Consider the following 24416-nt stretch of genomic DNA (forward strand, 5'->3'; position numbering starts at 1 on the left):
AAGGACACGCGCCGTGGCAGTGGAGCAGCACATGACTGCGGTACGTCCATTCGCCACGGCTACGATCTACGTCGAAGACTCCATACAGGGCGAGCCAGTCCCCTTCCGAACGAAGCTAGCCGTGAACCTGGATGGCAATGATGAATCTCTAGCGGTCCCGGATGGTCGTGCGGTTGTTCGCCTGTGGCGAAACAGCGATCACGGAGCAACGGATCCCGGCTCAGGTGTTCTTGGCGCCTGCACTCTCAACTTGCATGGTCCGGTAGGGGGCCATGATACGGCATTCTCAATCCAGGTTTCCGCAACCGCACCCTACTATTGGCCCAAGTCCACGATGCTCCGGCTGCACAGAGCCGGTATTGATACGTTTGGCCTGTACATTAGGCCCTTGGCTTTGTATTGCCGCAACTGTGGAAAGAGATTCGGTTTCCGCGACACTGCGTGCGATTCCTGTCATCTTCCGAGGACAAAGTGGCCCTCAAGTCTAGGTGAGGAGTAGTCGTGAGCCGACGAGCCAGAGAATTGCTCAGGTCATTGCTGCTTACGATCATTATCGTGTTTGGTATGTCTACCGCCCTCGCGGTTGTGATTTGCCCGTATTGCCATTCCAAGAATTCAGATGACGCTGAGCACTGCGCGCAGTGCGGCAAACCGCTTTTCAATACCGTGGACGTCCCCTCTGTGGTTGGCATGGCAGCGGACTCCGCTAGCAGCCGGCTTGATTCGGCGGGATTCATAGTCAGCGTTGCTAAAGTTCAGCGCGAGGGTACCCCGGGTAGAGTGCTGGACCAGTCGCCATCGGCAGGCCGGCGCAGATTCAGGATCGGTGCAGCACGCAGCGTCACGATTCGCGTGTGCGCGGCTCCTCCCGAACCAGCGTGGCTGGCGAACATCAAAGTCTCGAGCGGAGGCTGGCCGACTTTGAACAGGAGTGCGGCGAAGATCGCGATCGGGATTCCGATGGACTCCGTACGCAAGATTCTGGGCCGCCCTGCCAACGATACCGGGGTGATTTGGGACTATCCACACGGCGAGGACGAACTCCGGGTCGTATTTGCGCTGGGTCTTGTTGACACGATGAACGTCAGTATGTCTGAATCGCTGAGGCGGAGTCTGACGACGCCGCTCGACAAGTATATCCTTCCTACTCTGGCGGCAAAGGAGCCGGAGGATAGTGACAGCGTCCGCCGGACGTACCCGGAGGACGGAATCACAATCTTCTACAGGTCCGGTGCTGTATCCGGGTTCAGTTTCTATCCTCCCCGCGCAGAAGCGCCGTGGGTCGCCGCGCTAAGGGCGAAGTGGCGCACTCTCTTTTCCCCTTCGCCGGCCAGCCTCGCTCTTCTGACTCCGAATGCAATCGAGCAGATACTCGGCCCTCCCGGGCGTGAGGGGAATGACTCGATGGTCTATGAAGACCGTGGAAGTCGGCTGGTATTCTCTCTTTCCGGGGGCGAGACCGACACGATTGTTCTCACCCTCGCCGGGGCTCTGCAGCGCACGTTCCCCGGTCTTAGAACTCGGGAAGATGCCGAGAACATGTATGGCAAAACCGAGTCCCTGGCAGTCCCGGACGGCGGTTGGAAGCTCGTGTACGCCGACTCCGGGCTAAGGCTGGTGTTTGACTCACAATATCTGAACAGCGTCCGCAGGTACTATCCCGAGTACTACAACATGGTGCTGGTTCCGGCAGGACGTTTCTGTCTGGGCACCTCAGACCTGCAGCGTAGGGAGATGTCCGGGAACCCTGACTGGAGGAAGAAGGACTTTGGGAATGAGATGCCGCAAAAGGGCGTGTACCTCGACAGCTTCTACATAGACAAGTATGAGGTTTCGAACGGTCAGTTCCTCAGGTTTCTCAGGAGCGGAAACAAGGTGCAGGGCGACTCGAACGGGGTAATTCACGGACTGAGCAATTGCCCGGTAGCAGGCGTGACCTGGAATGACGCCGCGGCGTACGCAAAATGGGCGGGCAAGAGGCTTCCTACTGAGATGGAGTGGGAAAAGGCTGCTCGGGGCACGCAGGGCTGGTCGTTCCCCTGGGGCATCAGTTATTTCGACGGTGACGTCTCGTGGCGCGCCAACTACAGACGCGGCGACTCTCTGAATGGCACGCTCGTTCCAGTGGACAGCTTGTCTGGTGGTAAGAGTGTCTACGGCGCGTACAACATGGCTGGGAATGTCGTAGAGTGGTGCGCCAATCCATATGTCTCGAGATACTATGACAACGTAGACACGTTAAGACCGAAAGGCCCGCAGAACTTTCGCGGCGATTCGCTGGCTTCGGTCAGAGGAGGGTCTTTTCAGACTCCGCTCTTCGAGTTGCGTTCCGCCTACAGACATGGACTACCGAAGAACGCGACGCGGTCGGACGTTGGATTTCGATGTGTGAAAGATGTCAATGTGAAGAAGGAGACAAAGTGAAACGACACCTAGCGTTGGGTATGCTGGCGATGGCGTTGCTGGCGATACATGCGAGCGGGCAGACGGCTGCGGCTCCCGACAAGCAGGCGACCGGGCAAACGCCGGCCAGAACCGGTAAGCAGGAGAGCGGGCAGCCAGCCGCCGGAACTAGCAGGACCGTTGCGGCTCCAGCCCGCGTTGTTGTGGATAGTGTGAAGATTCCCCAGTTGATTGCCTACCAGGGGAAGCTGACATATGCCACCGGCCAGCCGGTCAACGACGGTAGGTACGCGATTGTGTTCTCGCTCTACGCTGACGCCACCGGTAGTTCATACTGGTGTGAGACACAGACAGTCGAGACAAAGGGCGGGCTTTTTAACGTGATTCTCGGCGACGACCCGTCCAACCCAGTTGACTCCGTTCCTCAGGCGGGCGGATGCTACCTTGGGGTCAGGATGCTATCGTCCGACTCCGCGTTTCGCCGCCAGAGGATTGCTAGCGTCCCATTCGCCTTCCAGACGAGCAACTCAGACAAAGTGCAGGGACAGAATCTGGCAGGCCTGGATACTCGCTACGTGAATGAGGGGCAGGACGCTAGCGGTGACCTAGCCGGCACCTACCCTAGCCCTACGTTGGCCGCAGTCGCGGGCCTGATCCCTGGAGCCTACGGCGACTCAACGCACGTGGGCAAGTTCACGGTGGATTTGAAAGGGCGACTGACCAGCGCCGGGAGCGTAGCCCTCAAGGCCGTGCCGCCGGATAGCGCGCCGCTGAGTTCGGGTAAGATCTGGGTCGGAAATGCCGGCGGCAAAGCTGTGCCGGTGACGGTGAGTGGCGACGCCGCGCTGGACAACACGGGCAAACTAACGCTGGCCAAGTCTGGTGTCACAACGGGGACCTATGGCGATTCGGTGCATGTAGGCAAGTACACGGTGGACAGCACCGGGCGGCTGACAAGCGCCACCAGTGTAGCCCTCAAGGCCGTGCCGCCGGATAGCGCGCCATTGGCTGCAACCAAGATCTGGATCGGTAACGCCAACAACAAGGCGAGTGCGGAGTCATTGAGTGGCGATGCCTCGTTGAGCAACGCCGGCGTGTTGACGCTAGGTAACACCTCCGTGACGTCTGGCAGCTACGGCAACGCGACGCAGGTTGGAACGTTCACAGTTGACTCCAAGGGACGTCTGACTGCGGCTGGCAGCACGACCATCAGCGGCGTACCGCCAGGTGGTGCTGCTGGTGGCGACCTGGCAGGTAGCACTTATCCCAACCCGACGATTGCCGCGGGCGCGGTTACATCCGCAAAGATACTCGACGCTACGATTGCGGCGGCCGACCTGGCGACTACCGGCGTCACAGCGGGCACGTACGGCAGCGCAACACAGGTTTCCCAGGTTACGGTCAACAACAAGGGTCAGGTGACGGGCGCGGCTAACGTGACCATTACCGGCGTCCCGCCTGACAGCGCGCCGCTGACGGCGACCAAGATATGGGTCGGCAACGCCAACAACAAAGCTGCGGCCGTGGCTATGAGCGGCGACGCCGCGCTGAGCAACGCCGGCGCTCTGACGCTGGCTGCGTCCGGTGTCACGGCCGGGACCTATGGCGACTCGGCGCACGTGGGCAAGGTCACGGTAGACGCCAAAGGACGAGTCACAAGCGCGAGCAGCGTGGCCATCAGCGGCGTGCCGCCGAGCGGTGCTGCCGGTGGTGACCTGACCGGGACTTACCCCAACCCGACGATCGCTACCGGCGCAGTTACATCCGCGAAGATACTCGACGGCACGATTGCCGCGGCCGACATCGCGACGACCGGTGTCACGGCCGGGACGTACGGCAGCGCAACACAGGTCTCCCAGGTTACGGTGAATAACAAGGGCCAGGTGATGGGTGCAGCGAACGTGACCATCAGCGGCGTGCCGCCTGGCGGCGCTGCCGGCGGCGATTTGGCCGGCAACTACCCGAGCCCGACGATTGCGCAGAAAGGTGCGGCCGGCGGCCAGGTACTCAAGTGGAGCGGCGGCAGCACCGGCTCTTGGCAGCCGCAGAACGACAGCGTGGGGGTCGGGACCGTGAGGAAGGTGGTCCAGGCTACTGGCGTCGTCTGCTCGCCGAATCCGATAACCGACTCGGGCACGGTGCGCTTCGACTCGACCTGGGGTGACGCACGATACGTCAATGAAGGACAGGCGAACTCGGTAACGGGCACCATGCTTGTCGACAACACAGTCAAGCCCGTCGATGTTGCGCGCGGCGTCACGGCGGCTGATTCTGGTAAGGCGATCATATCCCAGGGCTTGAATCATGACCCTATCTGGGGCTACCCGAGCGCGGTCGGTGATTCGGGAACTCGAGTGACCTTCATCAAGACAGGTGTGCTTGCGTTCGACCCGGACTCGATGACCGCCGGTTCCGTACACGAGGACACCATTTCAATTGACAGCTTGCACACGACGGACTTTGTCTTCTTGTCGTACCCGACATCCGGGACTGGTTGGCAGAACATCCAGGGCCTAGGAAACTGCCAGGTAGTGTCAAGCGGCAAGCTCGCGTTCAGAGTCTGGAACTCAGGTTCTGACGTGAACCCGGGTTCAGGCACACTGCGATACATCTGGATCAGACCCTAGCTAGGCAGGAGTTGCCGATGGGCTACCTATCTGTCCTTTCCATCTGGCTGTCTTTGTGCGGCGCTAGTTCGGTTGCTCCGCAGGAATGTCCTCCGTCACCAGCCCGCATAGGTTCTCAGTCAGCGTACAGCCTCTGCTGGTACACAATAACACCGTTCGGCGTCCTGTGCGACACGGCCGGGCCGTATGTTCTGTCGGGCTGCGTTTCTCAGTCTCCGATATCCTCGGACGTATTAGTCGACGCGGACTCGTTCTGCATTATTGGTGGTTTCTGGAGTTCGGAATTCGACGCCAGGTTTGCACAGGAGGACAGGGGGAAGGTGCTTGTTTCCTCCTTGGGCCCCATAGTATTCAAACTCCACCGCAATACCCCGAATCCATTCCGGGCAGCCACGCGGATTGCCTATGACCTGCCTTCTAGAACCGCGGTTTCTCTCAACATCTATGACATTGATGGCAGGCAGGTCAGGCAGCTTGCGGACGGGGTTCAGAACACGGGTCGCTACAAGTTGCGGTGGGACCGCAGGGACAAGTTGGGCCGAACGTGCCCTGCCGGCGTCTACTTCTGTTCCTTGAAGACAGAGGACAATGCCGCGGTTGAGAAGATGGTCATCGCCGAATGATGAAGGAGAGTCGTAAGCAAGGCTGACGGCTGAAGCGCCAGTCTTGTCTGTCCCGAGCAACCCAGGGAAGCAATAGGCAGTTTCTGCATCCTACGCAGTGTAGTGTGCTCGGTCGCCTGTGCGCAGTTGGCGACCGGTGGCCGGCTGCAAGCGGCAAGTTACGCACACTGTTTACCGTGATTCCAGCGTTGGGCGGCAGATAGTAAGCTGTAGGCAGAGTGATTCTGCCCGCGGTCGGCCAATCGGGAATCAGTGTACCACAGGCTGGCAGGTCCGGCGAATGCCCGCCAGCCGCCACGGGGCGAAGCCGGAAGGTTAGCCACAGGAGAGTGCTGGTGAGTTGAGACGCGCCCGCTGGCGATTGGAGTCCGCGCCCCGGCCCGTTTTGACTTTGGAGCGGCCCGGCGGTATCATCAGTTGGTGAAGATACTTCAGCGCTACGCGCTGAGACAATTCGTTCCGCCGTTCGTCCTTGCCATCCTGGTTCTAATATTCGTGTTGTTGATGGACCGGCTGTTTCTGCTTGCCGACATGCTGGTGCGCAAGGGGGTGGCGGTTGCCGTCGTGTCACAGGTGGTGGTGCTTTCTCTGCCCTACGTAATCTCAATCTGCACGCCGCTCGGCAGCCTGATCGGGGGCGTGATTTCATACGGACGGATGGCGCAGGACAATGAGATCCGCGTGATCCGGGCGGCGGGCATCAGGACTGCACGGTTGTTTACGCCGGTCGCGCTTGCCTGTCTGTTGCTGATGGTGGTGATGGTCGGTTTCAACGGGTACGTCCTGCCCGAATCCCAGCACCGGGTGAGAAACCTGCTGAACGACGTGGCGCGGAAGCGTCCGGCGATGCGGGTCCGCGAGGGCGTGTTCATGGATGATTTTCCCGGTTACATGATATACATCGGGTCGATGGACGAGCGCCGCTCGACCGTGAAGAACGTGGCGATATTCGAGACCGGGAAAGGTAAGGGCACGCCCGGGTTCGTGACCGCGCCGCAGGGGAACATCTCGTACACGGCGGACGACGCGTACATGGTGATGACGTTGTTCGACGGCGAGATGCACGACCTGGTCGACGACGGCACCTATCGCCGGCTGTCGTTCCAGCGACACGTCATCAACGTCGCGATGGACGACGACCTGGTCAGGCGCGACCGGGAGTACCGAAGCGACGAGGAGATGCTGCTGTCGCAGCTCGCGTCCACGATGAAACAGGGCATCGGTGAAGTCAGGGACATGCAGAGCAAGGCGAACGAAGCCCGGACCAAGGCCACTGCCGGCGACCAGGAGAAGCTGAAGTCGGAGGAACTGAATTCCCGCGTCAAGTTCAAGAAGATGGAGATTGCGCGCCACGATGTGGAGCTGCAGAAGCGTCTGTCGCTCGCGTTCTCGGCTTTCTTCTTCGTCTTCTTCGGCGCGCCGGTCGGGCTCCTGCTGCGGCGGGGCGGAGTCGGCACCGGTTTCATCTTCGGGCTGCTGTTCTTCGCCGTCTTCTATATCCTGCTGCTGGCCGGGGAGAACGGCGCCGAGTCGGGCAAGCTGTCGCCGTTTGTCGGGATGTGGCTGCCGAACATCATCCTGGTGCTGCCGGTGACCGAGCTGTTCCTGCGCGCTTTCTACGAGCGGTCGATCCTCCGGTTCCTGGGAATCACCCGGCTTCGTATCCGATGGCCGTGGCTAAGGAGACAACCAGCCTGACCCGAAGTAACCGCAGATGATGCAGATTCAGGGTTCGGATAGAGCAGAATTCAGAAACCAGAAACCAGAATGCAGAATTGAGGATGGACGAAGAGACGGACAGGCAGGGATGGGACATCCACAGATTTCGCAGATTACACAGATTGCTCGGACTCCGAATTCGGAGAGACAACCGCAGATGACGCAGATGTCGCAGATTCAGGATTCGGATAGAGCAGAATTCAGAAACCAGAGACCAGAATGCAGAATTGACGAGGGACGAGGAGGCGGACAGACGAGGATCGGACATCCACAGATTTCGCAGATTACACAGCGCGGCCTCGGAGGCCGCAACCGAACCTGACGTAACCACAGATGAACGCGGATGAACACAGATTGAGTCTAGGACCAAACCCGAGTCTTGCGTCGCCGGTGGTGGCATTTGTGCGCGTCCGAGCCGCAAGTCAAAGGTCAAAAGTCAAGAGCCAAGACCCCCGGTTCCCAAATCCCAACCCCTTGGTAGTTGGCGCTTGGTCATTGGCTATTCCTTGAACTAGGGACATGAAGGTCATCGACCGGTACCTGCTCAAGGAGTTGGTGAAGTTCGCCATCATTGCGTGCGGGAGCGTGGTGGCCATCTACCTGCTGATTGACCTCTTCGGGCAGTTGACCTACTTCACCGGTCATAAGACCGGTCTGTGGCTGATACTCGTTTACTACTTCTATGACCTTCCGGCCGCGATAAGCCTGCTCTACCCGGTGAGCATGGTGCTGGCGGTATTCATGGTCTACGGCCAGTTGACGCGCAATCGGGAACTGAACGCACTGGAGAGCGCCGGGGTCTCGATTCTCCGGTTGTCCGCGCCGGCCATCGGTCTGGGCCTGGCATCGGTAGTAATCTACCTGGTTGCCAACGAGCTGATTACGATCCCGTTCAATGCGCGGCTGTCCGATCTGCGCCGATTCAGGATTGAGCGCCGGCAGTCGGCGCAGGTACAGGTGCAGAGGCGGCAGAACCTCTACTTTGTCGGCGAAGAGGGCCGGGTTTTCTACATCAGGCAGTTGTCGTCGGACGGCGTGATGAAGGACTTCAGCGTCTGCGAACTGGGGACCGACCGGAAGGTGAGGCGGCGCTTCGACGTCGATGAGGCCGTCTGGCGCGACCATGCGTGGTATGGGCGGAACGTCGAGGAGCGGACGTTCGACGCCGCCGGGAATGAGGCGCTGGTCCACCATGACAGTCTCAAGCTTGATGTCATCCGTGAAACGCCGGCCGACTTTGCCAGCACTCCGAGGCCGGTAGAGGAGACGTCGACCCGCGCGCTGGTCAGCTATATCGGCCGGATGAAGCGGGCCGGAGAGAACGTCGCCGCGGAGGAAGTGGAGTACCATTACCGGTTCTCGTACTCGCTCATTGGGCTCGTGGTCGTGCTGATCGGGTTTCCCCTGTCCGTTCGCCTCCGGCGCAGAAGCGTCATGTTCGGGCTTGGCCTCGGGCTCCTGCTCTCGTTTCTCTTCTGGGGGGCGATTCAGACCAGCCGGGCGTTCGGCACGTCGCACGTCATCAGTGCCGCCCTTTGCGCGTGGCTGCCCAATATTGTATTCGGCACCGCCGCGCTGGGGCTGGTGCTAAGCGTTGACAAGTGAGGCATGGAAAGAGAGGAGCGAGGATGAGGACCAGGATGCTTTTGCTTGCGGTTACTCTTGTCGCTAGCGTGCTGGCGGGCGGCCTGCCCAAGGGCATCGTCTGCGACGCGGACTCGGATTGTTTCTACGTACCGGCCTCGGTGGCAAAGGCAGGTGGCCGGGTTCCGACACTGCTCGTGCTCCACTGCAACGGAGCGGTGCCGAAGGACCTCGACACGTTCCGGCTTGTGGCCGATTCACTGGGCTGGGTCGAGGCAACCTGCCATGCGACGCGCAACCACCGGAGCGGCGATTCCAATGATGTGGATATAGTGCACACCATCCACAAGCTGCTGACACGCTACCCGGTGGACTCGAACCGGCTCTTCGTCTACGGTTACTCCGGGCAGGGCGTTCAGGCGTTGGCTACCATGTTCCGTCATCCCGACCTTGTGCGCGGCGTTGTCGCCGTGTGTCCACACGCCGCGGCAGTGCCGCTTGCGGTCTGGGATGAGTTGCAGGGACACCTTGCGTACCTCGTGACCCGGAAGCAGGATTGGAATCGGGCAGACAACGAGACGATGTACCGGCTGTTCAATGACAACGGCGTCCAGACACAGCTTCTCACGACGCCCGGTGAACACGGCAACGGCCCCGCAACCGAGGTGCTTGCCGGCTGCCGCTGGCTGAAGCAGGCGCTGGGCACCCAGACAGGGAACTGAACCGCTAAGGGGATCAACCGCAGATGACGCAGATGGCGCAGATTCGGGATTCGGATAGAGCAGAATTCAGAAACCAGAAACCAGAATGCAGAATTGACGATGGACGAGGAGACGGACAGACAAGGATGGGACATCCACAGATTCCACAGATTCAGGAAGATTGGGGTTCCGGGCGGAGTACGCAGATGTCCGGGCAGATGAGCCCGGACAAGACTCGCTAGCCGGCTCGACCGGCGCGGGTCGCGCCGAGCAGCTTCGTCAATCCGGCGTAGCTGAGGCAGTTGATGACGTCGTTTCTGGTCAGCCAGGCCCGGCGAGCCGTTATCACGCCGTATCGCATCCAATCCAAGTCGGCGGGAGCGTGCGCGTCCGTGTTGACGGCAAGCTTGACTCCGGCCTGCATCGCCCGGCGCGCCCAGGCGTCATTCAGGTCGAGGCGTCCGTAGAAAGCATTGATTTCCAGCACCTTGTGGTGCTTTGCCGCACATTCTATCACCTGTTCGACATCGACTTCGTAGCCTTCGCGACGGCCGATGATCCTTCCGGTGGGGTGCGCGATCAGGTGCACAAGCGGGTGAGCCAGCGCCGCGCACATCCGCTTGGTGACGTCCTTCTTGAAACCCTGGTGAATCGAGCCGATTACGAGGTCCAGCCGTGCCAGCACGTTGTCCGGATAATCCATTGAGCCATCGGTTCTGATATCCACCTCGGACGACTTGAGCACCTTGAGGCCTCGGGACATCGAGTTGAACTCATCCACGCGGTCGCAGTGACGCTGCAGCGCATCCGGGTTCAGGCCGCCGGCATAGCCGGCCGACGTGGAATGGTCGGTGATGGCGATGTGAGTGTAGCCTCGTTTCCTGCAAGCGTCGACCATCTCATCGAAGCCCGCTGACCCGTCGGAGGCGGAGGTATGGATATGCAGGTCCGCCTTGATGTCGTCCCCGGATACCAGCGTGGGAAGTAACCCTTCGACTGCCGCCTGCAGTTCGCCACGGTTCTCGCGCAACTCCGGTTCGATGTAGGGGAGACCGAGCGCGGCGTAGACCTCGGCTTCGGACTTACCCGCGACTCGTTTACTGCCGCGAAAGAGGCCGTATTCGGACAGCTTCAGGCCCTGCTTCTGGGCAAGGGCACGCAGTTCGACGTTGTGGTCCTTTGAGCCGGTGAAATACTGCAGGGCGGCTCCGTATTCGGCATCAGCCAGCACCCGCAAGTCTGCCTGTCTTGCTCGTCCGCGACTCTCGAACAGAGCCGATGCCTTGGTGTCACCCGCCGCAAGCACCTTCTGCACTTGCGGGTGCGCGGTGAAGTGCCTGATGATCCTGTCCGAAGGCGTGCCCGTGGCGAGGATATCGATGTCGCCGATCGTTTCCCTGCCCCTCCGGAGCGACCCGCCGTAGGCAATGTGACGGACACCGCGGCACTGTTTCATGTGGTTCACGACTGAATCGGCCAGTTCGAACGCCTCGTCCAGCAGCATACGTTCGCCGGTCAGCTCTTCGGTGCGCATGCTCTGAAGGATGTTCTCGCCCTTCTTATCGCCCATCCCGGGAAGCTCGGCAAACCGGCCGCTCTCGATCGCCTGCTTGAGCTCAGCCGGGGTCGTCACGCCGAGTCTCTCGTATACCTGCTTAACGGTCTTCGGGCCTACTCCTTGGATGTCCAGGATGTCGAATAGACCTGGCGGCAGGCCGGCGATTGCCTCGTCGTACATCTGCATCCGACCGGTTGACAGATACTCGCGGATCTTCTTCGCGATACCGGTGCCGATGCCTGGCACTTCCTCCAGCTTGCCTTCGGCATCCAGTGTTTCGATATCCGCACCCAGGTCGGTCAGGGCGCGTGCCGCTTTGCGGTAGGCAAGGACCCGGAAGCCAGTCTCGCCTTTCAGCTCAAGCGCATCGGCGATGCGGTCGAGCTTCCGGGCCAGTTCCTGGTTCTTCACCGTTGGGCCGGGATTTGCCCGCGGCGGTTTGTCTTTGGTCCGGTCAGGGCGTCCAGTGCAACGCCAGGGTGCCAACCGTATTGATGGTGCCGGAATCGCGCGTCACGCCGCCGGAAACCAGTTTCGCTATCAGGTCGCCGGTGCCGGCATACACAATCTGGGCGGCGACGACGTCCAGCTGCTGACGGGCGGAGAATGTGTATGACTTGGGCGGCGAACCCGCTATCGCAGACTGGCCGTCCGTCGTCGTCTCGTAGAAGCCTGTAAAGTAGGCGGTCGATTGTCCTTTGATGTCGAGTGTGACCTGGATAGTCTTCAGGGCGTTGCACGTCATCAGGCTGAGCCCGGCGAGTGCCACTGCGAACAGCAGGAAAGTGCGGACGAGCGGCTTCTTTCTGCGGCCTTCGAACTTCGTGTCTTCCGTTCTGCTCATTTCAATCCTCCAGTTTCAAGTAATCGGCCAAGGATTCGTTTTTGTACGTGCACACGCCGGCCCGGAAGGTCGCCACCAGACGGCAGTCGGCAGTCATACGTGGATCTGAAGTCAGCACGGTGATGTCTGCGTCTTTGCCCGGCTCGATGCTGCCGCAAGACCTCTCCCGGTTCAGCGCAAAGGCTGCGGCTGACGTGAACATCGCCAGCGCTTCTTCCCCTTTAACGATCTCGCTCGGATTCGGGCGCTCCAAAGTGGCCCGGATTCCTGCAACCGGGGCAATCGGCGTAATCGGGTAGTCAGACCCGCCGGCAAGACGTACGCCTGATTCGAGCAGGCTACGATACGGATTCGTGCTGCGCCAGCGTTCTCCGAGCCGCTGCGAGTACATTCTCTGCGGCCCGCCCCATTCTCTCTCGAATGCAGGCTGAACTCCAAGCACGAGCTTGAGCTCCGCGATTCGGGAAATCAGCGAGTCGTTCAGCAGTTCCGCATGCTCAAGCCGATGGCGGAACGGGTTAGAATACGTCATTCGTCCATCGTCCTTCGTCCCTCGGCCCTCGGCGAGTCGCTCGTGGCTGCGGACAACCTGTTCCACTGCGCGGTCGCCAATCGCGTGCACCGCCGTCTGCAGACCCGCATCCGCGGCTCCGCGGAGAAACGATAGAAGCTTTTCATCGGTGACATAGCTGGCGCCGTTGTTGCCCGGCGCGTCCGAGTAGTCCTGGCCCAGCGCGGCCGTGCGCGACCCGAATGAGCCGTCAATCAGCAGGCACCCGCCGGCCTGCCTGAGTCCAAACCGGCGCGGGACTTCGAGATCCCAGGTCTGAAGATAGGGAACCGCATTGACTGCGGACGCGGCGAGACCATCGAGGAGCACGCGCCATTCATCGTCGGTAGTGTCATCGACACCGACTAAGGCGCCAACTGTGGTGACGCCTGCGGCCGCGGCCTCCAAGCCGGCTAGCCGGAGCGCCTCGCAAACCGTTACCGGTGACAGTCTGTGTTTGAATACCCGGGAGGCCTTCTCGTAGGCGTCTCCGCGCAGCACTCCGGTTGGACGACCGTTGCAGTCCGTCTCCATGCCCTGGAGATGGGGATCGGGGTTCTGGGGTCGGGGCCCTGATCCCTGGACCCTGGTCCCTGGCTCCTTGTCCCGGAGCAACTGCAGCCCGGCGGTATTGGTGACGGCCGAGTGGCCATCGACACGGTAGACGAACACCGGGAATTCGGAGATCACCCCGTCCAGTTCGCCCCGGTCCGGGTAGCGGTGCTCGCACAGCCGGTCGGGTTCGAGGCCAAACCCCAGCATCATGCCGTGTTCGAGAGCCGCATTGCGCCGGTCGCGCAGGCGCGCTTGTACGTCTTCGACCGAGTCCGCCCCGCTGAGATCGGCGAATACCTTCTGAAGGCCGGCTTCCATTGGATGCGTGTGTGAGTCAATCAGGCCGGGCAGGATGACGCCGGTTGGCGATTGGCGATTGGCGATTGGCGATTGGCGATTGCTGATGTCCCTGATTCTCGTATCGAATGCGACCGTCGCCGGCCTCGGCGCGGCCTGGGCATCTGTTATTGTCAGGCCGGTTAGCTTCACTCGGCGGCTGACCCGAGCGGACCGAGTCGCGCAATCACCTCGACGTGAAAAGTCTGCGGGAACATGTCGACCGGTTCGACTTCATGGGTGACGTACCCGGACTGTTCGAGCGTGGCAAGGTCGCGAGCCAGCGTGGCAGGGTTGCAGGAAACGTAGATGATGCGTCTGGGCCGCAGCGTGGCGATTCGGCGCAGAGTGTCGGCCGGACAGCCCTTACGCGGCGGGTCGAGGATAACGATGTCGGCGGATGCGACGCGGTTTACCGCCCGGTTCACGTCATCGCAGATGAACTCCACGTTGCGCACGTCCTGTTCCTGCGCGTTCACCCTGGCATCCTCGACGGCAGTGGCATCCGATTCCACGGCAGTGACTTGCTGAACGAAAGGCGCCATGAGCAATGATATCATGCCGACGCCGCTGTACAGGTCGAGCAGCACCTCATCGCCCAGGGGAGCGACGTGCTTTAGTATCTTGCGGCACAGTTCCTCGGCCTGCGGGACGTTTACCTGAAAGAACGACGGAGCCGCCACCCGGAATGTTTTGCCGAGCACCGTTTGATAGACGTGCCCGCGGCCGGCGAGCACTTTGACTTGAGGTCCCATTATGCGGTTCGTGCGCGACGGGACGACGCAATGCGCCACACCGATGACCCCGGGTTGTTCGGCTATCAGCTCGGCTGAGCGCTTGTCGAACTGGGGCGTACGGGTAACGATGACCGCCAATAGTCCGCCGTCCCGCGTCCCCTCGCGCAGCACGACGTGGCGGACGTTGCCGTCGTGGCGAGATTCATCGTATCCGGTCTCTCCGGCCGTGGAGAGGATGTCACGAATCGCCTCGCGGAGCAGGTCGAACTCCTCCGGGTGCAGCAGACATGCGGGGACGTCCAGTAGGTTGTGGGTACCGCGCCGGTAGAATCCGATGGCCAGGCCGTTGCCGGCCGTGCCGGCCGGGTACTGGATCTTGTTGCGGTAGCGCCATGGTTTGGACTCGGTAGTCACGTGGCGGACCGGCACAAACACCTTACCGATACGCTGGAGCGCCTCGTTGACATACAGCCTCTTGACTACAAGCTGCCCATCGTAGTTTATGTGCTGAAGCTGGCAACCGCCGCAGATGCCGTAGTGTGGACAGGCCGCCGAGACGCGCAGCGGGGAGGGTTCGAGGATTTCGTCGATTTCGGCCACGGCGTAGTCGCGCTTCTGGATGACGATGCGCGCTCGCACGCGTTCCTGCGGGGCCGAAAGCGGCACGAATACCTTCATGCCGTCGTGCGTGGCCAGGCCGTCGCCGCCCTGGACGAGCTTGTCTACCAGAAGCTCAACTACCACGCGATCTCAACCTGACGGACGATTTCAGAAGCCAGCTTCTTGACTGCCTCGGCCGCTGCCTGTTCCTCGGTCTTGGTGTTCGGGTCGTAGGTCACCTGAACCGAGACGTTGCCAGAGTAGAAATCTTCATCCCGGGTTTGGTCACGCGCTACGACCTGCGCACCCAGGCTGAGTTGATATGCGGATACGGCCTGGTCACCGGTGTAGGACGACGCATTGCGGGCGTAGTTCGACACGGTCACATTGACAACCAGGTCGGCGGCCTCGGTGTTGGTCACATGCAGCGCACGGTCCGTCGTGAACGCCGCCGTTAGTGAGTCGGTAACCGCCTGATCCAGGCCGGGTTGCGTTGTGGTATTCGTCGCCGGCGGCACTGCCACCGTCTTCAGATGCGACGGCAGCAGAGAATGGGTCGAGTAGCCGCAGCAGCCGGCGAGCAAAAGAAAACCAAGTGCTATTCCGCGCACCATTGATTGTCGGCAGGGCGGTTGCGAAGTCAAGAAACGATAGTACGGGCGCTGGAACTCAGACGCGAATCAACCCGGCGGCCGGAGGTTCGTCACTTAGAGTGGAGTGCCTTGGTTGGCTCGACACTCAACCCCGCAGTCAAGACCTTGCCCCGCACATTGCTGTCTACCCAGGCCGGAGGAAAGGTCATCGACGCCTCCAGCCGTGCTGTGATGCCGGCTATCGTGTAGTCGAGCACGGCCACCGGGCCGATCCCGACTTTGCTCGTTCGCGCGCCGTAGGATACTCCGAATCCCCGTATCTTCCTCGGCGTGCCTATGAGGCCGGAGAACTGCCACCAGAGCTTGGGGTTGAAGCTGATGCGGCCGCCTACTGCAACCGGAGTCCAGAGGGCGCGCAGGGTCACGGCCGGATCGCGCAGCCCGATGCCGCCTTCGATGCAGGGGAGAAGTACTTCGGGATAGTAGATGGCAGTAAGTCCCTGTTCAAAACTGAACTGACGCCATTCCTGCCCGAAGCGCAGGCCACCGGTGAGATAGTACTCCGGCGCTTCGTCGATGCTATCGTGACGCCAGTACCAACGATTGTACTCCAGGCGTGCGGCGGCGAAGCCAGGTGCAGGCGTGGTGGCCGACAGGCCGTCTTGGTACGCGATGGGGGCTACCACGCAGCCGGTGGACAGCAAACCCAAGGCTGCGAATACGGGCAGCAAACGACGGATTAGTCCTCCTCGGTCATCCGGGCGTTGAATAAACCGGCCTGACGGCGTTGTGCCGTCTACGTCAGACGTCGACGAAAGACGGTCCGGGGAATTATGGAGCAACGGGTCGGGATGTCAACACGCCCATCTTGCGAAGGCTGCGGTCACCAGGCACATGTGGTGCATGCACTGTCACACCCGGAACCGCGAGGACCATCACCGCGGCCGCAGCGGTATTCGCGCGGAGCACGAGTTAGAGTCAGCACTCAGCGGCTTCCAGTCGCAGACGACGGCGCTGATAATCCCAATGTCCGCATCATCCACAAGATTTGCGGACGGAATTGACTCCGGACTGGGCCGGGCTACGGCTGGAGGCGGGAGATGGTTTCGCGGGCGACGGCGAAGCGGAGGCTGTCGTCGGCGTCGGATGATGCCGCGTTCTTCCGCAACCATTCGAGGATGGGCGGGATGGTGCCGCCGTGGATACGCACCGAGCGGTTGACCGTTTCGGTCAGGACTTTGTGGGCCTGGAGCTTCACCAGCATCGAGTCGTATTCGATCTTCTTGCCTTCGGCTGTCAGCCACGCAGTGTGATAGACCAGCCATCGCAGGGCTTCGATATCGCCGGCCATGTCGCCGAGCGCCTGCTGGATTGTCTTGCGCTCGGAGATGTGCGTTCCCATCGAAGTCCAATCGTGGGCGTACTGGGCGCTCACTTCGAGCAGTCGGTCGCACGTGCCGAGTATCGCCGCGGCGCGGATGATCCGGGTGAGCGGGAACCATTTGCGGCCAAGGCTGAGGGCCTTGCCCGGAGTGCCGAGAACGTGGTCAGCAGGCACGGCACAGTTGGTGAGGGTGAGCAGGTTGCCGGAGAGCGTAGTTCCCGTCGCGCCGGGGTCAAGAATCAGACAGATCGGACCGATAGGACCGATCGGTCCCGTCGCGGAAGCGAAGACCAGGTGGAAGTCCGCCTTGGACTTCGCCAGGACCTTTGCGCCGTTCATGGTCCACCCGGACTCGGACTGGGTCGCGGTCGTGGCCATCTTGCTGGGGTCGCTGAAGGGCACCGGCTCATCAAAGGCCACCGTATACGTCTTGGAGCCCTCAACCACCGGCGCGAGGTAGTTCGGCTTCTGTGCGTCTGAACACTCACACAGGATTGGCGTGAGCTCGCCCCACTCGACCGGAATGATGGTCTGGCCGAGTTCGTCGGCAATCAGGCAGGTCTCAACCACTCCGAGCCCGCCGCCACCAAACGCCTCGGGTACACCCGCGCTATAGAGTCCCATCTCTTTGAGGCTCCCAGTTGCCGTCTCGACGATGGCCGCACGCTCGGCCGGGTCTTTGGCATTGAGGAACTTGGGTTCCTGCGGGAGCAGGTCGCGCCTCACGAACTCGTGCGCGGTCTGGCGGACCATGTCTGCATCTTCGCCGAAGGTGAAGTCCATGTTAGAAAAGGAATCGAGGGGTCGAGGATTCGAGGATTCCAATGTAAGACATCAGGATTTGCGGGTGTAGTCGGGGAGGAGGAGGGGAGACTTGATGTCGGAGCCCAGGCTTTTGGCCTTCATCTCCTCCCGCCAGCGTTCGAGATGCGTGAGACCGAGTTGCAGGTCACCGGTGCGTTCCTTGGCGAGTTTGGCCGCGGCGCTGCCGGCCCTGCGACCGAATACCACTACATCCAGTAAGGAGTTTCCCATCAATCTGTTACGACCGTGGACTCCACCCGAGGCTTCGCCGGCGACCAGCAGGTCCGGCACGTTGGTCGCGCAGTCTGCCGTAATCTCGACTCCGCCGTTCTGGTAGTGGAGCGTAGGGTAGACGAGCATCGGTTCTTTGGCGATGTCGATGCCGTGTCTGCCGAACTGACGGACCATGGCCGGCAGCTCGCGTTTGACCGTGCCGGGCCCGCGCCGGATTTCTATCATCGGCGTGTCGAGCCAGACGGCCTGCACCGCAGTCGGTGTGGTGAGGCATTTGCCGATGCTGCACTCGCGGATGATGGCGGACGCGACCACGTCTCGTGTCTCGAGCGGGAAGATGAACTGGTTGCCATCGGAGTTGACCAGTTGCGCGCCGATGCTGCGGACCTTCTCGGTCACTAGCAGGCCGAGTATCTGTTGCGGATAGGCGGCGCCGGTCGGATGGTACTGCATCGTATCGATGAATGCGAGGTGCGCTCCCGCGCGGTAGGCGAGGACGAGTCCGTCGCCGGTCGCTCCGTAGTGATTGGAGGTCGGGAAGCCCTGGTAGTGGAGTCTGCCGCTGCCGCCGGTAGCAATGATGACGACCTTGGCCCGGACGACCGAGTAGCGGTTCAGGTTGAGGTTCTGCAGCACCGCGCCGGTCACCGCGTCCCTGGCGTCAGTCAGGAGTTCGACCGCGGGCGAGAACTCGAGCAGCGTGATGTCGTTGCGGCTACGGACCTCGTCGCGCAGGGTGCGCATGATTTCGGCGCCCGTATAGTCGCGCGCGGTGTGCATGCGGCGGCGCGAAGTCCCGCCACCATGGATGGTCTTCATCGAGCCATCCGGGTTCTTGTCGAACATCGCGCCGAGGTCTTCGAGCCAGCCGATGGACTCGGGCGCATCGGATACTAGCGCCTCCACCAGGTCGGGCGTATTGGCAAAGTGGCCGCCGCCCATGACGTCGAGGTAGTGAATGGCTGGTGAATCAACATCCTTGTCTGCGGCCTGGATACCACCCTGCGCCATCATGGTGTTGGCATCGCCGAGACGGAGCTTGGTCGCGATCATCACTTTGGCGCCGGCGTTGTCGGCCATGATTGCTGCGGAGCAGCCCGCACCGCCGCCGCCGACGATGAGCACGTCGCAGTCATAGTCGGGCTTGTCCAGAGAAAGACCGGGGACCGGGGACTGAGGACCGGGGACTTCCGGCAGCGTGGAGTCGGCCTCAAGTAGTTGCGCCAGTTCGCGCGGGGTGCGGTCACCCGCATTCGGGCCGATGTGGAGGGTCGCGAAAGTCTCGGCCCGGTAGTCGGGGTGAAAGCCCTTGAGCAGCGCTTCCTTGGCCTCGGCCGTGGCGCGGGGGAAGGTCTCAGTCATGCGCTTCTCGCGGCCGGCGACGAGCCGGTTCAGTGAATCCTGCATGGTCGAAGGATAGCTCATCTTCCCTCCGACCGGACGAGTCCAGAATTCAGAAACCAGAAACCAGAATTCAGAATTCTTCGGAATCCGGCTCCCAACTCTGAACTCTGGGTTCTGAATTCTGACGTCTGGGTTTTCCTATTCCTCATGTCACTCTCCCGGCTCGATGTCGCGCTCGGCGTAGCGCTTCTTGAGTTCATCCTTGGACTGCTTCTTGGCTGCTGCGAGGTCGGCATTGAACTTGCCGGCCTTTATCTCCTCGCAGCGGCGGGCAAGGTGTTCGGATTTGGGGGCAAGGTTGCGGCCGTAGATGCGGCGGCAGAGCAGGGCCGCGTTGTGCTTGACCAGCTCGGCCGGGCAGCGAGAGACGCAAAGGCCGCACATGATGCAGTCGAATGAGATGTCGGCAGCCGCGGCAAGGTCGCCGCGTACAATCGCGGAAACATAGCCGAGCACGTCGATGTCCTGCGGGCAGGACTTGGTGCAGGTGTTGCACCCGTAGCAGCGAAGCATCTCGGGGTAGAGGTCGAGAACTTCCTTCGCCTCGCCCTTGAGTTCGGACAGGCGGTAGCGGGAGCGGTTGGCCGGGTAGAAAGGAATCATGGCGAGCTGCATGTCGGGCTCGACTTTGGTCTGGCAGGCCAAGGCGAACTTCAGGTGGTAGTCGCCGGGCATCCGGTACACCGTCGCGCACGCGCCGCAGAACCCGCCCCGGCAACCGACGCCGCGGACCAGTTTGTACCCGGCATATTCGAAGGCCTGCAGAATCGTCAACGAGTCGGGCACGCGGTGCCGCTCGCCCATGATGTAAATGTCAACAAGATTGGTATCAGCCATTCGCGGCCTCCTCAAGGAAAGCGTCCAGATAATAGTCGTCGGTCGGCCCGAGCCGTTCCAACAGGTGCTTCATCTGCTCGACCGTGCGGGTCTTCACGATGTAGTGCTTGATGCTGGTATCCACCTGCGGACACGACATGACGCAGGCATAGCAGCGGTCGCAGTCAGTGCCGACCATGGTCTCCAGCGCCAGCGAGGTGCGCTGGGCGGTCTTCTGCAGGCGCGCGGGCTCGCGAGCGAGGAGCGAGCAGATATCCACGCAGTTGCCGCAGCCGAGACATGCGCGGGTACCGGTCAGCTCCGCTTCGGTCTTGAGCGTATGGGACGGGCCGAAGCCGGAGGAGAGGAGTCGGCAGCGGGCTACCGGCGGCTCGGAAATGTCGAGGATGCGTTCGAGGACTTCGAGCACGTCCTCAATTTCAGTCTGTTTGGTGTTGGGCATGGTTGGAGATAGGAGCTATGGGATCAACACGACCTGTGAGGACGCTACGCAGCCTTCTGTTTCTTGAACTCTTCGGTCAGCATCGGAACTATCTTGAACAGGTCGCCGACGATGCCGTAGTCAGCCACCTTGAATATGTTGGCTTCCGAGTCCTTGTTGATGGCAACGATGGTCTTGGAGTTGATCATACCGACAAGATGCTGGATAGCGCCTGAGATACCGCAGGCGATGTAGAGCGAAGGCGCGACGACCTTGCCGGTCTGACCGACTTGGAACTGGTGGTCGCGCCAGCCGGCATCGACTGCGGCCCGCGACGCTCCGACAGCGGCGTTGACTACTCCGGCCAGTTCTTCGAGCATGACGTAGTTCTCAGGGCCCTTCATACCGCGGCCGCCGGAGATGATGATATCAGCCTCGGTCAGCTCAACGGTCTTGATTACCGCCTTCACGATTTCGGCGACCTTGGTACGGAGCTCGGCCGGGGCGGCGTCGCTTGCGACGATCTGGGCACCTTTGTCATTCTCGGGCTGAGCACCATAGGCCCGAGGGCGCATGGTTATGACGAGCGGGTTGGCCGAAGGTGCTTTGACTCGCGTGATTGCCTTCCCGGCATAGACCGGCCGGGTCAGGATGGGGTTGCCCGCCTCATCGAACTCCAGCGCGGTGCAATCCGGGATGATGGCCGTCTCGAGGCGGGCGGCAAGCGCGGCGCTCAGGTCCTTGCCCATGACCGTTGATGACAGCACTACAGTGTGAGGCTTGTGCTCGCGGCACAGCTTCTCGATGGCGCCGGCGTATCCGTCCGGTGTGTAGAACTGAAGCGACGGGGAATCGACGGTGATGACCTTGTTCACGCCGAACTTCACGACTTCGTCGGCAAGGCCTTTGATGCCGGAACCGACTATCACCGCGGCCAAATCACCGCCGCGCTTCTCGGCGATCGCATAGCCGACACAGAGGTCTTCGAACGCGACCTTCTTCAGCTTGCCTTCACGCTGTTCGCAGAATACGAGTACCATTCAGTTGCTCCAGTCCTGTGCTTAGGAAACAGTCGGCCCGGCCCGCCCCGACTTTCCGCCATCGAGGGAAGTCAGACGCATCGATTGGGCTCCCGGGGATTGTAGCAGGCGGAGGGACTAAGTCAACGCGGGCGGGATACCGGCGCCAATGCTGCTTGACATGCAAACATCCTGAGCTAGAGTGGAACTGGCCATGGTGATACTATTGCTTGTACTGAACCTGGCGCCGGGGTTCGGTCCGGCCAGCACGCCGGTAGCGAACACGGTCGTCAATGACTTCAACCCGCAGGCAATGCGCGGAAGACCGAAGGGACGCTTCGCGACCAAGGACGGCACGCCGGAGACGGCATGGACCCGACCCGTCAGTACGGTCTACACCTGCGGCGTAACTCCTGTTCAGGACACCCTCATGTGGGTTTCGGCCGGGCAAAGCGAGCTCAAGATCTACATCTACAACATCAAGGACCCATCGCGTCCGCTCATAGACAGCTTTCCACAGACCGGCGGCCCGTCCGGCTGGGGCATCCGCGACATGGCGTGGAAGGCATCAACCAACGAAGTCTTCGCCGGGTTCGACAATCAGAAGTTCCACGTCTACGACGCGACGACGAAGGTGCCGAAGCACACGTACACGGTTTCCGGCTACAGCGGCACGGCCCGCGGCTTTGGCTACGACCCGGCCCAGGATTCATGCTGGACCTGCGACTTCGACAGCAGCTCGATGACCAAGTTCTCAATCACCGGCGCCAACGGCCACGCGGTCAGGGGCGCAGGCGAAATGATGTCTTCATACGGCATCGCGTGGAGCCGCCTGCAGAACTGCTTCTGGGTAACTCAGGCCGGCACCGCCGGCTCCAGCCCGATATACAAGATGGACCCGAGCTACGCCTGGGTGGACAGCTTCAACCCGGCCGGCTGGGACCTGGGCGGCGGCTGCGAGATGTGGGAAGACACAATGCTCCTGGCAGTGGACCAAGTCACGTCCGGGCAGGACGCAATCTGGTGCTTCAAGTTCAACATTCCGGCGCACGATGTCGGCGTTGCTGCCATAGTTGCGCCGCCGGGTGGAGTCAATCCCGGGGCAGTGACCCCGAAGGCAAGCGTCAGGAATTACGGGAGGAATGCTGAATCCGGCATCCCGGTGACATGCTGGATTGACTCCGGCGCAATCCGGGTCTATACGGCAAGCACCTCCGTCCCGGGTCCGCTCGAGCCAGGTGAGGACGACACGGTCAGCTTCTCGCCGGAATGGAACGCGGGCCCGGCAGGAGCCCGATACGGAGTGACGATGTTCACCGCTCTCGGTGGCGACGAGAACGCGCACGACGACACCGTAGTCGGCACGACCCTAGTCTCGGGAGCAGTATTTGCCGACACTATTCATGTTCACGGCGTCGGATCTACCACTCCGACGATTGACGGCAACATCGCCACAGGCGAGTGGACGGCCTCGACGATGTATGACATAAGCGACGTCGCCGGTCGCGGTGGCAGTCCGCAACCCGAGGGTTCGTGCATAGCCTACTTCCTTTACGATTCGAGTTTCGTCTACCTGGCGGTGGACTGCCCGTATCGAACGACCCGCGTAAATGGAGACCAGTTCGGCCTGTACGTCGACGAGGACCGCAGCGGTACGTGGCCAGCCGACTCAAGCGAAGGCGACCATTGGGTCGACGTAGACACGGGCGCAGTCCTGTACGAAGCGCTGCTTGACACGACCGGTAGAGACACCGGGTCGCTGGTTGTAGTACCGGGCTCGTCGAGCGCGAGTTCGCTTGCCAGCGGCCATCTCCAATTCGAGGCCGAGATTCCAATCGGCATGTCAAAGTGGCAGCTCAATATCGGCCAGGGAGACACCGCCGGCTGCTTCCAATACGCTGCCGTGGACAGTGGCCGGACCTACGTCGGCTGGTGGCCGCAGACGTTGACCGGCTCGCGGTGGCCGAATCCTCGATACTACGGACTGATGGTCTTTGATTCACTCACTGCCGGCGTCGGGAGCCGAGCTTCAGGGCCGTCGTGCGTCTTGTACAGGGCAAGGCCCAGCCTGGTCCGAGACCACGCGAGCATTAGCTACTACGTGAGCCGGCAGGCAGAAGCAGAACTGGCGGTGTACGATGCGGCTGGCTCGCTGGTGAAGACCCTCGTGAAGGGTAAGGTCGCACCATGCGAGCTGACCGTCACCTGGGACCGGACGGACAACAGCGGCAGACGCGTTGCGGACGGCACGTATTTCTACCGCCTGACGGCCGGAGGGGAATCGGTCTCAAGCAAGGCAATCGTCCTCCGGTAGTAACCGGCCAGTCGGCTAAGGTCGCAGCCGGCGGTATCTTCACCGCTTGATTCGGGCCGCGGCGCGCGTCGCGGCTCTCCAAGAAGCTCAGCACGCTGGTCTCAACGTAACTTGCAGAGTAACCTGGGAAGGAACTCGGGCGGGATAGTGGAAAGTGACTCGGCAATGACCTTGCGAAGGAACGTCGTCTGTTTCCTGACAAGGAACTAAGCAAGAAGCCGGCGTCGTTCCTCGCGAGGAAAGGGGCGAAATAGCTTCACAAGAGGCTGAACAGGTAGTCCGCATCATTCATGGCTGGGTTCCTCGGGTTGTGACTTCGGACGCGACGGGGATAGCTGCAGGGGGAGCATAGGAGGGGTTCGGGCGGTAAGTGTTAATAGAGAATTGATAATAAAGAAGTTAGGACAGCAACTGGCGGGCCACGTGATATGTTCTATGCTGCAAGCGTGGCGGAAATGCCGTTGAAAGTGAGCGCGGCTAGTGGTTGCGGATGAGTGAGTTAAGTCTGTTTTCTCTGCTGTATTCTCGTGCATGGCTACCTTGCATGAGAAGTCGACCTGCTGTCGAGC

At 61.3% G+C, this 24416-nt stretch carries 18 protein-coding genes; 7 read left to right on the top strand and 11 right to left on the bottom strand.

Annotated elements, in window-relative coordinates:
• Window positions 1–921 precede the first annotated feature (921 nt).
• From VMH22_03060 to VMH22_03085, 6 genes are all read left to right on the top strand, one after another.
• Window positions 922–2424, top strand: coding sequence for a formylglycine-generating enzyme family protein (locus VMH22_03060; GenBank protein ID HTW90666.1), 1503 nt, complete (start codon window positions 922–924; stop codon window positions 2422–2424).
• Window positions 2421–5030 (top strand): hypothetical protein, encoded by a 2610-nt coding sequence (locus tag VMH22_03065; protein ID HTW90667.1) that lies wholly within the window; start codon window positions 2421–2423, stop codon window positions 5028–5030. The genes VMH22_03060 and VMH22_03065 overlap by 4 nt, the downstream gene beginning before the upstream one ends.
• Window positions 5031–5047: 17 nt before the next feature.
• Window positions 5048–5653 (top strand): T9SS type A sorting domain-containing protein, encoded by a 606-nt coding sequence (locus VMH22_03070; GenBank protein ID HTW90668.1) that lies wholly within the window; start codon window positions 5048–5050, stop codon window positions 5651–5653.
• Window positions 5654–6073: 420 nt separating this feature from the next.
• A complete protein-coding gene (locus VMH22_03075; protein HTW90669.1) occupies window positions 6074–7351 on the top strand; it encodes an LptF/LptG family permease in 1278 nt (425 codons plus the stop codon).
• A gap of 540 nt (window positions 7352–7891) precedes the next feature.
• Window positions 7892–8977, top strand: coding sequence for an LptF/LptG family permease (locus VMH22_03080; protein ID HTW90670.1), 1086 nt, complete (start codon window positions 7892–7894; stop codon window positions 8975–8977).
• 23 nt (window positions 8978–9000) lie between these two features.
• Window positions 9001–9678, top strand: coding sequence for a prolyl oligopeptidase family serine peptidase (locus VMH22_03085; GenBank protein HTW90671.1), 678 nt, complete (start codon window positions 9001–9003; stop codon window positions 9676–9678).
• A 217-nt stretch (window positions 9679–9895) separates the two neighbouring features.
• Here the strand turns inward: VMH22_03085 and polX are convergent, their stop codons facing one another.
• The 11 genes from polX to VMH22_03140 all read right to left on the bottom strand — a co-directional run bounded on the left by polX (window position 9896) and on the right by VMH22_03140 (window position 21554).
• Window positions 9896–11626 (bottom strand): DNA polymerase/3'-5' exonuclease PolX, encoded by a 1731-nt coding sequence (gene polX, locus VMH22_03090; protein ID HTW90672.1) that lies wholly within the window; start codon window positions 11624–11626, stop codon window positions 9896–9898.
• A 43-nt stretch (window positions 11627–11669) separates the two neighbouring features.
• Window positions 11670–12059 (bottom strand): hypothetical protein, encoded by a 390-nt coding sequence (locus VMH22_03095; protein HTW90673.1) that lies wholly within the window; start codon window positions 12057–12059, stop codon window positions 11670–11672.
• A 1-nt stretch (window position 12060) separates the two neighbouring features.
• Complete coding sequence (locus tag VMH22_03100; GenBank protein ID HTW90674.1) at window positions 12061–13653, bottom strand: amidohydrolase; 1593 nt, start codon at window positions 13651–13653, stop codon at window positions 12061–12063.
• A complete protein-coding gene (rlmD, locus tag VMH22_03105; GenBank protein HTW90675.1) occupies window positions 13650–14981 on the bottom strand; it encodes a 23S rRNA (uracil(1939)-C(5))-methyltransferase RlmD in 1332 nt (443 codons plus the stop codon). The genes VMH22_03100 and rlmD overlap by 4 nt, the downstream gene beginning before the upstream one ends.
• The gene (locus tag VMH22_03110) at window positions 14975–15448 is read right to left on the bottom strand and encodes an LptE family protein (protein ID HTW90676.1); all 474 of its coding nucleotides are present in this window, start codon (window positions 15446–15448) and stop codon (window positions 14975–14977) included. The genes rlmD and VMH22_03110 overlap by 7 nt, the downstream gene beginning before the upstream one ends.
• A 92-nt stretch (window positions 15449–15540) precedes the next feature.
• On the bottom strand, window positions 15541–16161 hold the full coding sequence (locus tag VMH22_03115) for a hypothetical protein (protein HTW90677.1): 621 nt from the start codon (window positions 16159–16161) through the stop codon (window positions 15541–15543).
• 350 nt (window positions 16162–16511) lie between these two features.
• Entirely contained in the window at window positions 16512–17597 is a 1086-nt protein-coding gene (locus tag VMH22_03120) for an acyl-CoA dehydrogenase family protein (protein HTW90678.1), read from the bottom strand.
• A 51-nt stretch (window positions 17598–17648) separates the two neighbouring features.
• The gene (locus VMH22_03125; protein ID HTW90679.1) at window positions 17649–19277 is read right to left on the bottom strand and encodes an FAD-binding protein; all 1629 of its coding nucleotides are present in this window, start codon (window positions 19275–19277) and stop codon (window positions 17649–17651) included.
• 129 nt (window positions 19278–19406) lie between these two features.
• A complete protein-coding gene (locus VMH22_03130) occupies window positions 19407–20093 on the bottom strand; it encodes a 4Fe-4S dicluster domain-containing protein (GenBank protein ID HTW90680.1) in 687 nt (228 codons plus the stop codon).
• Window positions 20086–20535, bottom strand: coding sequence for a hypothetical protein (locus tag VMH22_03135; GenBank protein ID HTW90681.1), 450 nt, complete (start codon window positions 20533–20535; stop codon window positions 20086–20088). The genes VMH22_03130 and VMH22_03135 overlap by 8 nt, the downstream gene beginning before the upstream one ends.
• A gap of 44 nt (window positions 20536–20579) precedes the next feature.
• Window positions 20580–21554, bottom strand: coding sequence for an electron transfer flavoprotein subunit alpha/FixB family protein (locus VMH22_03140; protein HTW90682.1), 975 nt, complete (start codon window positions 21552–21554; stop codon window positions 20580–20582).
• A 193-nt stretch (window positions 21555–21747) separates the two neighbouring features.
• On the opposite strand from VMH22_03140, the gene VMH22_03145 reads away from it, so the two are divergent.
• Complete coding sequence (locus VMH22_03145; GenBank protein HTW90683.1) at window positions 21748–23847, top strand: FlgD immunoglobulin-like domain containing protein; 2100 nt, start codon at window positions 21748–21750, stop codon at window positions 23845–23847.
• Window positions 23848–24416 lie beyond the last annotated feature (569 nt).

This window comes from bacterium (assembly GCA_035505375.1).
In the GTDB taxonomy this organism is placed as follows: Bacteria; Hydrothermota; Tepidihabitantia; order Tepidihabitantales; family Tepidihabitantaceae; genus UBA2258.

Excerpts from the sequence above, each read along its gene's own strand:
- VMH22_03070 (HTW90668.1), top strand. The coding sequence starts at position 5,048 with ATGGGCTACCTATCTGTCCTTTCCATCTGGCTGTCTTTGTGCGGCGCT.
- VMH22_03080 (HTW90670.1), top strand. The coding sequence starts at position 7,892 with ATGAAGGTCATCGACCGGTACCTGCTCAAGGAGTTGGTGAAGTTCGCC.
- VMH22_03085 (HTW90671.1), top strand. The coding sequence starts at position 9,001 with ATGAGGACCAGGATGCTTTTGCTTGCGGTTACTCTTGTCGCTAGCGTG.
- VMH22_03095 (HTW90673.1), bottom strand. The coding sequence starts at position 12,059 with ATGAGCAGAACGGAAGACACGAAGTTCGAAGGCCGCAGAAAGAAGCCG.
- VMH22_03120 (HTW90678.1), bottom strand. The coding sequence starts at position 17,597 with ATGGACTTCACCTTCGGCGAAGATGCAGACATGGTCCGCCAGACCGCG.
- VMH22_03125 (HTW90679.1), bottom strand. The coding sequence starts at position 19,277 with ATGAGCTATCCTTCGACCATGCAGGATTCACTGAACCGGCTCGTCGCC.
- VMH22_03130 (HTW90680.1), bottom strand. The coding sequence starts at position 20,093 with ATGGCTGATACCAATCTTGTTGACATTTACATCATGGGCGAGCGGCAC.
- VMH22_03135 (HTW90681.1), bottom strand. The coding sequence starts at position 20,535 with ATGCCCAACACCAAACAGACTGAAATTGAGGACGTGCTCGAAGTCCTC.
- VMH22_03140 (HTW90682.1), bottom strand. The coding sequence starts at position 21,554 with ATGGTACTCGTATTCTGCGAACAGCGTGAAGGCAAGCTGAAGAAGGTC.
- VMH22_03145 (HTW90683.1), top strand. The coding sequence starts at position 21,748 with ATGGTGATACTATTGCTTGTACTGAACCTGGCGCCGGGGTTCGGTCCG.